The 13,740-nt window shown below is 43.9% G+C and carries 14 protein-coding genes and 1 pseudogene; 9 read left to right on the forward strand and 6 right to left on the reverse strand.

Features of this window, described 5'->3' with window-relative positions:
• The first annotated feature begins 62 nt into the window (after nt 1–62).
• Nucleotides 63–1,031, forward strand: a complete 969-nt coding sequence (locus PUN35_RS02475) for an aromatic acid exporter family protein (RefSeq protein ID WP_014480207.1) — start codon at nt 63–65, stop codon at nt 1,029–1,031.
• A gap of 51 nt (nt 1,032–1,082) precedes the next feature.
• Nucleotides 1,083–1,613, forward strand: coding sequence for a L,D-transpeptidase (locus tag PUN35_RS02480; protein ID WP_014480206.1), 531 nt, complete (start codon nt 1,083–1,085; stop codon nt 1,611–1,613).
• Nucleotides 1,614–1,632: 19 nt separating this feature from the next.
• Here PUN35_RS02480 and prli42 read toward each other — a convergent pair whose 3' ends face one another.
• A complete protein-coding gene (gene prli42, locus PUN35_RS02485) occupies nt 1,633–1,725 on the reverse strand; it encodes a stressosome-associated protein Prli42 (RefSeq protein ID WP_003226489.1) in 93 nt (30 codons plus the stop codon).
• A gap of 89 nt (nt 1,726–1,814) precedes the next feature.
• On the opposite strand from prli42, the gene mce reads away from it, so the two are divergent.
• From mce to PUN35_RS02500, 3 genes and pseudogenes are all read left to right on the forward strand, one after another.
• The gene (gene mce / locus PUN35_RS02490) at nt 1,815–2,237 is read left to right on the forward strand and encodes a methylmalonyl-CoA epimerase (protein ID WP_014480205.1); all 423 of its coding nucleotides are present in this window, start codon (nt 1,815–1,817) and stop codon (nt 2,235–2,237) included.
• A pseudogene (locus tag PUN35_RS02495) lies at nt 2,230–3,753 on the forward strand (acyl-CoA carboxylase subunit beta). The gene mce and the pseudogene PUN35_RS02495 overlap by 8 nt, the downstream one beginning before the upstream one ends.
• A 17-nt stretch (nt 3,754–3,770) precedes the next feature.
• Complete coding sequence (locus PUN35_RS02500) at nt 3,771–4,886, forward strand: tripeptidase T (protein WP_014480202.1); 1,116 nt, start codon at nt 3,771–3,773, stop codon at nt 4,884–4,886.
• 41 nt (nt 4,887–4,927) lie between these two features.
• Here PUN35_RS02500 and PUN35_RS02505 read toward each other — a convergent pair whose 3' ends face one another.
• The 3 genes from PUN35_RS02505 to mifM form a co-directional block, all read right to left on the reverse strand.
• Entirely contained in the window at nt 4,928–5,656 is a 729-nt protein-coding gene (locus PUN35_RS02505; RefSeq protein ID WP_014480201.1) for a YqjF family protein, read from the reverse strand.
• A gap of 188 nt (nt 5,657–5,844) precedes the next feature.
• Entirely contained in the window at nt 5,845–6,672 is an 828-nt protein-coding gene (locus PUN35_RS02510) for a membrane protein insertase YidC (RefSeq protein WP_014480200.1), read from the reverse strand.
• 30 nt (nt 6,673–6,702) lie between these two features.
• On the reverse strand, nt 6,703–6,990 hold the full coding sequence (gene mifM, locus PUN35_RS02515; protein WP_072592604.1) for a membrane protein insertion/folding monitor MifM: 288 nt from the start codon (nt 6,988–6,990) through the stop codon (nt 6,703–6,705).
• A gap of 72 nt (nt 6,991–7,062) precedes the next feature.
• Between mifM and PUN35_RS02520 the strand changes: the two genes are divergently transcribed.
• Both PUN35_RS02520 and gndA read left to right on the forward strand, forming a co-directional pair.
• Nucleotides 7,063–8,307, forward strand: a complete 1,245-nt coding sequence (locus PUN35_RS02520; RefSeq protein WP_014480198.1) for a DNA polymerase IV — start codon at nt 7,063–7,065, stop codon at nt 8,305–8,307.
• A gap of 109 nt (nt 8,308–8,416) precedes the next feature.
• The gene (gndA, locus tag PUN35_RS02525) at nt 8,417–9,826 is read left to right on the forward strand and encodes an NADP-dependent phosphogluconate dehydrogenase (protein ID WP_014480197.1); all 1,410 of its coding nucleotides are present in this window, start codon (nt 8,417–8,419) and stop codon (nt 9,824–9,826) included.
• 124 nt (nt 9,827–9,950) lie between these two features.
• Here gndA and zwf read toward each other — a convergent pair whose 3' ends face one another.
• Nucleotides 9,951–11,420: a glucose-6-phosphate dehydrogenase gene (gene zwf / locus PUN35_RS02530; protein WP_014480196.1), complete on the reverse strand. Its 1,470-nt coding sequence runs from the start codon at nt 11,418–11,420 to the stop codon at nt 9,951–9,953.
• A gap of 226 nt (nt 11,421–11,646) precedes the next feature.
• Here zwf and rnz point away from each other — a divergent pair, with 226 nt between their 5' ends.
• Together rnz and rpmG are read left to right on the forward strand one after the other, a co-directional pair.
• A complete protein-coding gene (rnz, locus tag PUN35_RS02535) occupies nt 11,647–12,570 on the forward strand; it encodes a ribonuclease Z (protein ID WP_004398681.1) in 924 nt (307 codons plus the stop codon).
• An 81-nt stretch (nt 12,571–12,651) separates the two neighbouring features.
• Nucleotides 12,652–12,801: a 50S ribosomal protein L33 gene (gene rpmG, locus PUN35_RS02540; protein ID WP_003226511.1), complete on the forward strand. Its 150-nt coding sequence runs from the start codon at nt 12,652–12,654 to the stop codon at nt 12,799–12,801.
• 43 nt (nt 12,802–12,844) lie between these two features.
• On the opposite strand, the gene PUN35_RS02545 is transcribed toward rpmG, so the two are convergent.
• Entirely contained in the window at nt 12,845–13,606 is a 762-nt protein-coding gene (locus PUN35_RS02545; RefSeq protein ID WP_014480195.1) for an alpha/beta fold hydrolase, read from the reverse strand.
• Nucleotides 13,607–13,740 lie beyond the last annotated feature (134 nt).

Consider the following 13,740-nt stretch of genomic DNA (forward strand, 5'->3'; position numbering starts at 1 on the left):
AAAGAAGAAGGCTGGCCGCCTCTTCTTTTTTATTGAAGAAACAAATAGAAATGGAGTCCGACATGTTTAAAATTGGTTATCGCACAATAAAGACCGCGCTAGGAACAGCTTTGGCTATTTATATAAGCCAGTTATTGCATTTGCAAAACTTCGCATCAGCAGGAATCATCACCATTTTGTGCATACAAATCACACAAAAACGGTCGCTTCAGGCCTCATGGGCCCGCTTTGCGGCATGTTGTCTGGCAATTGTTTTTTCTTATCTCTTTTTCGAGCTTATTGGCTACCACCCGTTTGTTATCGGAGCGCTTCTTTTGATATTCATTCCGATAACGGTTCTGTTAAAAATTAACGAAGGTATCGTCACCAGTTCCGTTATTATCCTTCATTTATACATGTCCGGCGGCATTACGCTTGCTTTCATCTGGAATGAAGTTCAGCTGATTACGGTTGGCATCGGCGTCGCTCTATTGATGAACTTGTATATGCCTAGTCTTGACCGGAAACTGATTGCCTACCGCAAAAAGATAGAGGATAACTTTGCTGTCATTTTTGCAGAAATCGAACGGTATTTGTTAACTGGTGAGCAAGATTGGTCAGGAAAAGAAATTCCGGAAACGCACCAGCTCATTACGGAGGCTAAAAACCTGGCATATCGAGATGTGCAAAACCACATTTTGCGTTATGAAAATCTGCATTATCATTATTTTAAAATGAGAGAAAAGCAATTTGAAATTATCGAACGCCTTCTCCCTAAAGTGACATCGATCTCCATTACGGTAGATCAGGGAAAAATGATCGCTGAATTTATTCATGATTTGCGGGAGGCGATACACCCTGGGAATACAGCGTACAAATTTCTGAAAAGACTTGCTGACATGAGAAAAGAATTTGAGGAGATGCCGCTTCCGGCGACTAGAGAGGAATTTGAAGCAAGGGCCGCTCTCTTCCATCTTCTCGGCGAAATGGAACAATATTTAGTGATTAAAAGTTATTTTAAAGGAATAAAAGCGCAAAAATCACTCGGATGATTCGCATGAGCTCTTCCTTCATTGGTCAACCTAATGAAAAAGGAGGAGCTTATGCGTTTTTTCTTATGTTCGATTTTTATGATGATTTCACCGATTTGGCCGCTCGGCGAAAATCCGCTGCCGGGTGATCCATATGTTATTGTCAACAAGCGAACAAATGAACTTGCTGTTATCCTCGACAACAGAGTAGAAGGCGTGTATAGTGTGGCGACTGGAAAAACAGATGATTTGACGCCTGAAGGAGAGTTTTCGGTAACGGTAAAAGCGGAAAATCCTTACTACAGAAAGAAAAATATTGAAGGGGGATCTCCTGACAACCCGCTTGGGGCCAGATGGATCGGATTTGACGCGAAAGGAACGGACGGGCGGATTTATGGAATTCATGGGACAAACCGAGAGGAATCAGTAGGGAAATTTGTGTCTAACGGCTGTATACGTATGCATAACGATGAGGTCGTTCATTTGTTTCAAACGATACCAGTAGGAACGAGAGTGCTGATCACGGACGACAACCGCTCTTTTGAGGAGATTGCCATCGAGCATAAAGCTCTGATAAAAAAGCAGGATATTCCCATTGAATAAGGCGCCTGCTTTTTTATCGTTATAGAAACATGACGATTCCTGAGAGTACAGTTGAAAGAATAAAAACTCCCAAAATCACGATCAAAACGCTTTTCATCAGTTTTTGAGACATGATTTTCACTCCTTAAACAATCTGTCTATATTTTAGCGTGTTTTGAATGGGCGGACAAGCGATATCTATTAGCGAAAGCAGGGATGAAAATGAACAGGCTTGACCATATCGGGATAGCCGTTTTTTCGATAAAAGATGCAAGAAGCTTTTATGAAAATGTATTGGGGCTTGCATTTCTTCATCAAGAAACGGTTGAAGAGCAAAAGGTGAATGTTGCTTTTTTTCAAGCTGGTAGCGTCAAACTTGAGCTGATAGAGCCGTTGACAGCTGACAGCCCCGTCCGTTTATTTTTGGAGAAGAAAGGGCAGGGACTGCATCATATTGCGTTTTTGTGCAACGGCCTATCTGAACAGCTTCAAGCATTGTCTGACCGGCATGTTCAATTGATTGACAGGTTTCCAAGACAGGGGGCGAACGGGAAAAAGATCGCGTTTATTTCCCCTCGGGAAACAAACGGTGTTCTTGTAGAGCTTTGTGAACCGAAAGGAGATCAACAGAATGAACATGAATGAGCACATGGATCATTTATACACGAAACGCAAGCAGGCAGAAGAAGGCGGAGGACGGGAAAAGCTGGCTCAGCAGCGGCAAAAGGGCAAGCTCACTGCTCGGGAAAGGATCATATTTCTTCTAGATCAGGACAGCTTTATCGAATTACACCCCTTCATGGAAAGTCAAGTGTTAACCAAGAGAACAGCGCATGTTAGGGGATGGGGTCGTGACAGGGTACGGCACAATTGACGGCCGCTCAGTTTATGTATTTGGGCAAGACTTCACAGTGTTCGGAGGGGCGCTTGGCGAAACCCATGCCAGGAAAATCTGCGCTTTGATGGATCTGGCAGCAAAAAATAAGGCGCCGATTATGGGCTGAATGACTCAGGTGGTGCGAGAATTCAAGAGGGTGTGGTATCATTAGATGGATACGGTCACATATTTTACCGAAACGTCTTATATTCCGGAGTCATTCCGCAAATATCGGTTATTTTAGGGCCGTGCGCTGGAGGCGCTGTATATTCTCCGGCACTCACAGATTTTATATTTATGGCTGAACAGACCGGCCGGATGTTTATTACCGGCCCGAAGGTGATTGAAAAAGTGACAGGGGAACAGGTTGATGCGGAGAGCTTAGGCGGAGCGGGGATACATAATGCCGTCAGCGGAAACGCGCACTTTTCCGGACATACGGAGAAGGAGGTTCTGACAGGGGTGAGAAAACTGCTGTCTTATTTGCCGCTGAATGGCCGGACAACAGAGCCGAAGCCAGAGAAAGAGGCGTCCAGACCGTTATTAAACCGTCTTGTCCCTGCTGATACGACAAAGCCTTATGATGTTCGGAAGGTGATCAGGGAGCTGGCCGACCCGCAGACTTTTTTTGAGCTTCAGCCATTTTTTGCGAAGAACATTGTCATTGGGTTTGCAAGGCTGGGTGAAAAAGCAATCGGCATCGTGGCGAGCCAGCCGAAGCATCTGGCGGGAAGCCTGACGATTGACGCTGCTGATAAAGCAGCAAGGTTCATCCGTTTTTGTGACGCATTTGATATCCCGTTGTTGACTGTCGAAGATGTCCCGGGGTTTCTGCCGGGTATTCAGCAAGAGCACAACGGAATCATCAGGCATGGAGCAAAATTATTGTTTGCTTATGCTGAAGCGACTGTCCCAAAAGTCACACTCATCATTAGAAAAGCGTACGGCGGCGCCTATGTGGCCATGAACAGCAAAGCGATCGGAGCGGACCTTGTGTTTGCATGGCCGAATGCTGAAATCGCAGTGATGGGTCCAGAAGGTGCGGCATCGATTTTGTATGAAAAGGAAATCAAAGCTTCAGCTGACCCGCAAAAGACGAAACGCGAAAAAACAGCTGAATACAAAAAGCAAAACGCCGGCCCATACAAAGCGGCCGCTTGTGGAATGGTCGATGACATCATTTTGCCGGAAGAATCAAGGGGAAAACTGATTCAAGCTTTTCATATGCTTGCACATAAGACAGAAGAGAGACCGAAAAAAAAGCACGGTAACATACCGCTTTAATATGGAGGGACTTACAAATGGTGAATGAAAAACGCCTGCTGGAAGAATTTTTAGAGCTTGTCCAAATTGACTCAGAAACAAAGCACGAAGCTGAAATCTGCAAAGTGCTGAAACGAAAATTTTCTGATTTAGGTGTGGACGTTAAAGAAGACAATACAATGGATATCACGGGCCACGGAGCCGGTAACCTGATTTGCACGCTAAAAGGGACAAAACAAACAGATACGATCTATTTTACATCTCATATGGACACAGTTGTACCCGGAAACGGCGTAAAACCAGTTGTAGAGAACGGTTACGTCAAAACTGACGGCACGACGATTTTAGGCGCTGATGATAAAGCGGGATTGGCTGCAATGTTTGAGGCGATTAAGGTGCTGAAAGAAGAAAACATTGAACACGGCACGATTGAATTCATCATCACAGTAGGGGAAGAATCGGGTCTGATCGGAGCGAAGGCTCTTGACCGTTCTATGATCACTGCATCCTACGGCTATGCTCTTGATTCAGACGGAAAAGTCGGAAATATTATTGTGGCCGCGCCGACACAGGCGAAGGTAAGAGCGGCAATTTTCGGGAAAACCGCGCACGCCGGGGTTGAACCTGAAAAAGGGATTTCAGCGATTACAATCGCTAGCAAAGCCATCTCAAAAATGCCATTGGGCCGTATCGATGAAGAAACAACAGCTAATATCGGCCGGTTTGAAGGCGGCACACAAACAAACATTGTGTGCGATGAAGTTCATATTCTTGCTGAAGCGCGCTCTTTAGTTCCTGAGAAAATGGAAGCTCAGGTTCAAAAAATGAAAGCTGCTTTTGAAGAGGCAGCTGCTGATATGGGCGGACGCGCAGAAGTCGAAATTGAGGTTATGTATCCGGGCTTTAAATATCAAGACGGCGACCAAGTTGTTGAAATCGCGAAAAAAGCGGCTGCTAAAATCGGACGTCCAAGCGAGCTGCAAACGAGCGGCGGCGGAAGCGATGCGAACGTAATCGCTGGTCATGGCATCCCGACGGTCAATCTTGCTGTCGGTTATGAGCAAATCCATACAAAAAATGAAAAAATGCCGATCGAAGAGCTCGTTAAAACGGCAGAAATGGTTGTTGCCATTATTGAAGAGGCGGCAAAATAAAAAAAAGAAAACCCGAGTGCGATTTCCCGCATCGGGTTTTTTTAGCTCCATTTCCTAAGCGGCCAAAATAACACATCCTGTTTTTTAGCGTAATGAAGCAAGGGGTCTGACTCTGGCAATGTAATGCCGTGAGCATCAGTCACCGTATTGACTGAAATTTCCGCTTCAGCGTTTTGCAGCAGCCATGGATGATGATGGATGTCTTCGTAATAGAGTTTGTTTTGATTGGTAGTATAGAGTCTATACCGTTCTGTCAGCCAGTAATCGAGCGAATCCTTTTCTGCTGTAAAAGGAGCTGAAATGGGCCGGTATGCGGCGTGGAATGCTGCTTCTTTGTCATCTTTCCGTTTGCTGACATAGTCAATGCCATCACCGTTTTTTTCGGCTTTCATATCCGCGTAAAAATAAGGCAGATGAAAGAATGTGCGAGCGCCAAGGGCGGCCAGCCGATGATCGGCATCTAAGCTAAAAAAATAAATGCCGGGCTTGCCTTTATACGTGACATAGGTGCGGAGGTTAAGCTCAGGAAATGCACGCGCACCGGGAATGGCAGGAAGATAACGCGCCCTCAGGTTCGTGAGCATAAAGGGAAGCATACTGATCCAAGCTTGCCCGTTATATGTATCTAATTCTAAAACAGACGGTACCAAAGCGCGAAGGATAGAAACATCAACAGGCCAGTGAGCAAATAAGACATCATTCCAGGTTTGTCTCATGATCCAGATTCCTTCAGGTATAGAAATGTTTTTTTGCTGAAAGTGTTCCGTCAACGTATATGCTCCTTTCATATGGAGGTGAGTAAAGGTATTCCCGATTTCCTTCTTTTTAAACGATACGGCTGTTTTTTAGGATGGCCATTTCTGCTTCAGCCATGATAAAAAAGACTGTTTGGCGCGGTATGCTTTGCAAATAACAAAAAACAAAAAACAACCCCGGCTTTTCGCGCGGGGTTGCTTTTTTATTTCACCGACTCAGTAAGAGCGGCTGTTTTTTTACTTTTATGATGCGTCATCTGAAGGACGATGTTTTGCACTGTCAAAAACAGTCCGCTTGTAAACCAGTACAGGGGAAGGGCTGCCGGAACATTAAGCGAGAAAATCGTCATCATTACAGGGAAGATGAACACCATCAATTTTGCGGATTGCTGTGCCGCTGGGTTTTGCGGGACAGCGGAATATTTCGCGCTCAGTTTTTGAGCGATATAGGCTTGGACAAAATACATAATCCCTGCACTAAGGGACATGAGAATATCAGATTGCCCTAAACTGAACCATAGAAACGAGTGTGACGCAATTTCAGGTGTTGAGCGAATCGCGTAATAAAGCCCAATCATAATCGGAGACTGAATCAGCATTGGAAGACAGCCCATCGCAAGCGGATTGATGTTGTTCTCTTGATACAGCTTCATCATTTCCATTTGCAGCTCTTTTTGTTTTTCAGGGTCCTTCGTCTTTTTCAATTTAACCTGGATACTGTCAACCTGAGGTTTAATAACGGCCATTTTCTCTTGGAAGATGCGCTGTTTTTTGAACTGATTGACAAACAAAGGCAATACAACTATACGCACAATAATGGTTACGAGGATAATAGAGAGTCCGTATTCTCCGTGAAACAGCCCGGCAACACCCTTAAGCAGAGCGGAAAACGGTTCGATTAAATAATCGTGGAAAAAACCTACGTTGCTGAGGCCTCCCACCTGATTAGTCGCTGCAAATGCAGCATTGCCCGAGCATAATACGATCAAAAAGATACCCATAGCCAAAAGTTTTTGATATGTTTTTAACAATTTTGTTCTCCTCCTTTTTATAAATGCGGTTTATAAAAGAAGAGAACCGGCGTCTTCCTCATCGTTCACAGGCGAATTCATGCGGAAGACTTTACGTATCCAAGTTGTAATGCGATGATATATAATAATAAGAAAGTCTGTTCGGTTAATGTGAAAGACCGTCTGATGTTCATCTGTTCGTTTTGATTTCCATTGCTCGCCCACACGGCACTCCCGTAAGAGAAATGCAATCCCGATTGCCGTTAGAGCAGGAAGAATAATTGTGAAAAAATCGACTAAGAATAAAACGTCATTTATCGATTCCACAAACATTGTCATCACATCCATTCAATAGCTTCATTTTACTATATGTACAAGCTGTTGTCTAATGACCGAAAAGGAGATTTGTTTATGCCGGGAAAGAGCCGAATTATTTTCCATATTGATATGAATAGCTTTTATGCGTCGGTTGAAATGGCATATGATCCGGCTCTCCGGGGAAAGCCGGTCGCAGTTGCCGGAAACGTAAAAGAGCGAAAGGGCATTGTGGTAACATGCAGCTATGAAGCAAGAGCGCGCGGCGTCAAAACAACGATGCCGGTTTGGCAAGCGAAGCGCCATTGTCCTGAGCTCATCGTTCTTCCGCCGAACTTTGACCGCTATAGAAACTCTTCACGAGCGATGTTTACCATTCTTCGTGAATATACTGACCTGGTGGAGCCTGTCTCTATCGACGAAGGCTATATGGACATGACCGATACACCATACAATAGCCGCGCTCTAGAGACGGCAAAAGAAATCCAAAGCAGGCTGCAAAAAGAGCTGCTGCTCCCGTCAAGCATAGGGATTGCGCCGAATAAATTTCTCGCTAAGATGGCGTCTGATATGAAAAAACCGCTTGGAATTACGATTTTAAGAAAGAGGCAAGTGCCTGATATCCTGTGGCCGCTTCCTGTTGGAGAGATGCACGGAGTCGGCAAAAAGACAGCGGAAAAACTGAAGGGACTCGGCATCCATACAATCGGAGAGCTAGCTGCAGCTGATGAACACTCCCTGAAACGCCTGCTTGGCATAAACGGTCCGCGCCTTAAAAATAAAGCAAATGGCATTCACCATGCGCCGGTTGACCCGGAGCGCATTTACGAATTTAAAAGCGTCGGCAACTCATCGACACTTTCCCATGATTCCAGTGATGAAGAAGAGCTGTTAGGCGTCTTTAGAAAGCTTGCCGCTTCTGTGAGTGCCCGTTTACAGCGCAAGGAAGTCATGGCTTCGAAGCTTTTTATTATGATTAGATATGCGGATTGGAAAACCATCACAAGAAGCACCACGCTGAGAAACCCGATTGATCAAAAAAACGACATTTTGAAAGAAGCGGAGCACCTCTTTTTTAAACATTGGAATAAAAATCCTGTCAGGCTGCTTGGCATTACCGGAACGGATTTAGTAGAAAAAGAGCAGGCCTATAAACAGCTCGATTTGTTCAGCTTTAATGAAGATGCGAAGGATGAGCCTATTCAGCAGATGATGGAAAAGCTGAATAAAAAGTACGGTACCAAACTGATCAGAAAAGGGGCAACGTTAAAAAAAGAGGAGAGCAAAACAAAGGGAACAAGCTTTAATAAAGATTTTTTTCATGATGAAAAGAAAAGCTGAATCGCTTGAAAAAAAGGGTGAATGTATGGTAATTTCTTTATTATAAATATCATTTTATTTTAATTTAAATTTTAAAATGATTAAACGTTTGCAGAAGGGACGTTAGAATATGTCAAAACAACAAATCGGCGTTATCGGACTTGCGGTCATGGGTAAAAATCTGGCTTTAAATATCGAAAGCCGGGGATTTTCTGTTTCTGTCTACAACAGATCAAGCAGTAAAACTGAGAAGTTTTTACAGGAGGCAAAAGGAAAAAATGTTGTTGGCACATACAGCATTGAAGAATTTGTCCAATCCTTGGAAACACCGCGCAAAATCTTATTAATGGTTAAAGCGGGAACTGCAACAGATGCGACAATTCAATCTCTTCTTCCTCATCTAGAGAAGGATGATATTTTAATTGACGGCGGTAATACATACTATAAAGATACACAGCGCCGTAACAAAGAACTCGCTGAAAGCGGCATTCATTTTATCGGAACAGGTGTTTCCGGCGGAGAAGAAGGGGCACTTAAAGGGCCTTCTATTATGCCTGGCGGACAAAAAGAAGCACATGAGCTTGTAAAACCGATTCTTGAAGCCATTTCTGCAAAAGTTGACGGAGAACCTTGTACGACATATATCGGTCCGGACGGCGCCGGCCATTACGTAAAAATGGTGCACAACGGAATTGAATACGGAGATATGCAGCTGATCTCTGAATCATATTTCATTCTGAAACAGGTGCTGGGCCTTTCTGCTGATGAGCTTCATGAAGTTTTCGCTGAATGGAATAAAGGTGAGCTTGATAGCTACCTGATTGAGATTACGGCTGACATCTTCACAAAAAAAGACGAAGAGACAGGCAAGCCGCTTGTTGATGTGATTCTTGATAAAGCAGGGCAAAAAGGAACAGGAAAATGGACAAGCCAAAGCGCACTTGACTTAGGCGTTCCGCTTCCGATTATTACTGAATCTGTATTCGCACGCTTTATCTCAGCTATGAAGGAAGAGCGTGTGAAAGCGAGCGGACTTCTTTCAGGACCAGAAGTGAAGCCTGTTACAGAAAATAAAGAAGAGCTGATTGAAGCGGTCAGAAAAGCGTTGTTCATGAGTAAAATCTGTTCATACGCGCAAGGATTTGCCCAAATGAAAGCTGCTTCTGAAGAATACAACTGGGATCTGAAATATGGTGAAATCGCTATGATCTTCCGCGGTGGTTGCATCATTCGCGCGGCATTCCTTCAGAAGATCAAAGAAGCTTACGATCGCGAGCCTGAGCTTGACAACCTGCTTCTTGACAGCTATTTCAAGAATATTGTAGAAAGCTATCAAGGAGCGCTTCGCCAAGTGATTTCACTTGCAGTTGCCCAAGGTGTGCCGGTGCCATCATTCTCAAGCGCATTAGCCTACTATGACAGCTACCGCACAGCCGTACTGCCTGCAAACTTAATCCAAGCACAGCGCGACTACTTTGGCGCTCATACGTATGAGCGTACTGACAAAGAAGGCATCTTCCATACTGAATGGATGAAGTAATCAATAGAAACCCCCAAAGCTATAGAGCTTCGGGGGTTTTGTTATTAATGAGAGTGCTATACCTCTGTGACAGCTGCAAAAAAGCCGAAAATGCTTGTAAACATTTTCGGCTTTTTTCTTCTTATTATATATTCCACCAGTGTAAGCCGTCTTTCGCCAAAAGATCATCAGATACTTTCGGTCCCATTGAGCCTGATTCGTAGTTAGGAGATAAGGTTTTGTTTGCTGCCCATGTTTCAGAAATAGAGTCGACAAAGCTCCAAGAAAGGGCAACTTCATCCCAGTGTGCAAAGTTTGTTGCATCGCCAAGAAGACAGTCGTGAATGAGTTTTTCATATGCTTCAGGGGTGTTCAACTCGTCATTGCAATTGCTGCAATAATCGAGTTTGATTGGCTGTGCGTGTGCTGCTCCGCCAAGCTTTTTAGCATTTAAGTAAAGCGTAATGCCTTCGTCAGGCTGAATATGAATGACAAGCAAGTTCGGATTCATGTTGTTTTCATTACCGTAGTACAGGTTCATCGGAATGTCCTTAAATTGAACGACAATTTTTGTGGACTTTTCTTTCATTCGTTTTCCGGTTCTGATGTAGAATGGAACACCAGCCCATCTGAAGTTGTCGATCAGGAGCTTGCCGGCAACAAAGGTTTCTGTATTGGAGTCAGGAGCGACATTATCTTCATCTGTATAAGCAGGAACCGGTACACCGTCAATTTCACCAGCTTGATATTGTCCGCGCACAAAGTATTCATCCACTTCGTCTTTTGCAATAGGACGCAGTGCTCTCAGCACCTTCACTTTTTCGCTGCGGATTTCTTCTGTGTTCAATTTGATAGGCGGCTCCATTGCAAGAAGGGCAACCATCTGCATAATATGGTTTTGCACCATGTCGCGAAGGGCGCCTGATTTTTCGTAATATCTTGCGCGGTCTTCAACGCCTAGTGATTCGCTAGATGTGATTTGAATGTTTGAAATGTAGCGGTTTGTCCAAAGCGGTTCGAAAATCGCATTGGCAAATCGAATCACTTCAATGTTCTGAACCATTTGTTTGCCTAGATAATGGTCGATTCTGTAAATTTGATCTTCCGTAAATGCTTCGCGGATTTCTTTATTTAATGCCTGTGCGCTTGGCAGATCATGGCCGAATGGTTTTTCGATGACAAGGCGGGACCAGCCGGTTGTAGCTGTTACACCCTCTGATTTTAATGTTTTTGCAATCGTTCCGAAGAATTCAGGAGCCATTGCCAAGTAGAACATTCTGTTGTTAGGAATTTGATATGTATCTTCCAGCTGGTTAAGCAATACGTTTAGCTCTTGATAAGAACCAGGGTTTGTCACGTCAAACGGGTGATAGTAAAAATGAGACGTGAAATCATCTATATGCTTATCTGCAGATGAGGAAATGGATGTTTTAACAGTTTGGCGAAGATCCTCATTAGACCAAGGTCTTCTTCCAACTCCTACCACTGCAAACTCTTCTCCGATTTGTCCGTTTTGATATAAACGGTGAATAGACGGATACAATTTTCGTTTTGCTAAATCTCCAGTTGCACCGAATATGACAATTACTGCTTTTGGTTGTTGGTTTGTTTTCACTAAAAGTACCTCACTTTATTCGAAGCTTTATTTTAGTACACCCCGTATATTTCCTTCATTTTAAATCTAAAATTCAACGAAAGCAAACATTTAAGCCCTTTTTTAAGCAGAATGCTGAAAAAATGTTTCTAGCACGAAAGGATTGTTCTTTTCAGAGGCAAGATTCACATTTTGAGCTTGATCCTGTATTCTTGTAGGTATCTGGTTCTAGTAGGAGGAAGGAAACGTGGAATTACTTTTTTTAGGGACGGGAGCCGGCATCCCCGCCAAGGCGAGAAACGTCACCTCTGTAGCATTGAAATTGCTTGAAGAAAGGCGTTCGGTATGGCTTTTTGACTGCGGGGAAGCCACACAGCATCAAATTTTACATACAACGATTAAACCTCGTAAAATAGAGAAAATCTTTATTACACACATGCACGGCGATCATGTATACGGACTTCCGGGGCTTCTGGGGAGCCGTTCCTTTCAAGGCGGAGAGGACGAGCTGACAGTGTACGGACCTAAAGGGATCAAGGCGTTTATTGAAACAAGCCTTGCCGTCACGAAAACCCATTTGACATATCCGCTTGCGATCCAGGAAATTGAAGAAGGAATCGTGTTTGAGGACGATCAGTTTATTGTCACAGCGGTATCTGTTATTCATGGAGTGGAAGCCTTCGGGTACCGTGTGCAGGAAAAAGACGTACCGGGTTCCTTGAAGGCTGACGTATTAAAAGAAATGAACATCCCGCCCGGACCTGTATATCAGAAAATCAAAAAAGGCGAAACGGTAACGCTTGAAGACGGACGAATCATCAATGGGAATGATTTTCTGGAGCCTCCTAAAAAGGGAAGATCTGTTGTGTTCTCCGGTGATACGAGAGTAAGTGACAAACTAAAAGAGCTTGCGAGGGATTGTGATGTGCTTGTTCATGAAGCAACCTTTGCTAAGGAAGACCGTAAACTTGCTTATGATTATTATCACAGTACAACGGAACAAGCGGCTGTAACAGCGAAAGAAGCAAGAGCGAAGCAGCTCATTTTAACCCATATCAGCGCAAGATATCAGGGAGATGCTTCTTTGGAGCTTCAAAAAGAAGCGGTTGACGTTTTCCCCAATAGCGTGGCGGCATATGATTTCTTAGAGGTAAACGTCCCGCGAGGCTGAAGGCGGAGCTCTTATTTGACAATTTGTGATGACGTTGTATAATAAAACGTAATCATTACGCTTTATAAGGAGATGTTAATTATGAGAGTAAATGTTACTTTAGCCTGCACTGAAACGGGAGACCGAAATTACATCACAACAAAAAATAAACGCACCAATCCAGACCGTTTGGAGCTGAAAAAATATTCACCGCGTTTAAAGAAATATACCCTTCACCGTGAAACAAAATAATATAAAAGACCGGGAATCCCTTACGGCCCGGTCTTTTTTTACGTTAATTGACTGCCTGGTAAAGAGGAGCGGCCTGCTGGCACGCTGCGCACCATACGTCATAAATAGCCAAGTGAACGATATGAGGTTCATCATGATGGATGTTGTGGGAGCTGTTTTTAGCTTGAATCCAGCCGCTTTGGTTAGATAGAGACAATATGCTGCTGTGCAAGTTTTGCCACTCCTGTTCAGCAGCGAATTTCTCAGTCCGTTCTCCTGATGACAACACAAGAAGAGGCATGTTTCCTAAGTGGACTTGCCGCTTTTTGAGCTCCTGCAGACTTTTTGAAAACTCTGCATGTGTGCCCTCAAGCATCATCTTTCTCGTATGTGATCTGTGCATTTCTTCGGGTATAAAGGTAAAGCTGGCGCAATCGCCTAAAGCTGGGTCAAGAAGGACCATGCCGATAATATCATACTTGTTTTTGCAGGCCCATAAACCGGTGATGACAGCTCCGTATGAGTGTGAAACAGCCAAATAAGGAGGTTTTACATCAGCTGCTTTAAGCAAACTCTCCAATTCTTTCACTTGTTGATCAGCTGTTCGTTTAGCTCTGCTTTGCCCGCTTTTTCCTATGCCTGCCCGATCATATGTGAAAATGCCAAATTCATCATCAATGTCCGCCATTAATGGTTTCCACGTCTCAGAAGAAGTACCATAGCCGGCCTCAAAGACAATCGTTACACCGCTTGATCCTTTCCGGTGCTGTGTATGAAACGCACATCCGTCAATTGTATATGTCTTTTCCATCCAAGCTGATTTCATTGGAGTCATCTCCTCTAATTGGTTCTACTAGGGAGACGGAGAACCTTAGCCGATCGTTTCTCTAAAAATAAAAAAAGAGATATCCTCTACAGGATATCTCTCAGGCTGTCGAGAAAATCTCGACAGCCTTTATT

It is taken from the genome of Bacillus sp. N3378-2at (genome assembly GCF_033412715.1).
Lineage (GTDB): Bacteria > Bacillota > Bacilli > Bacillales > Bacillaceae > Bacillus > Bacillus subtilis.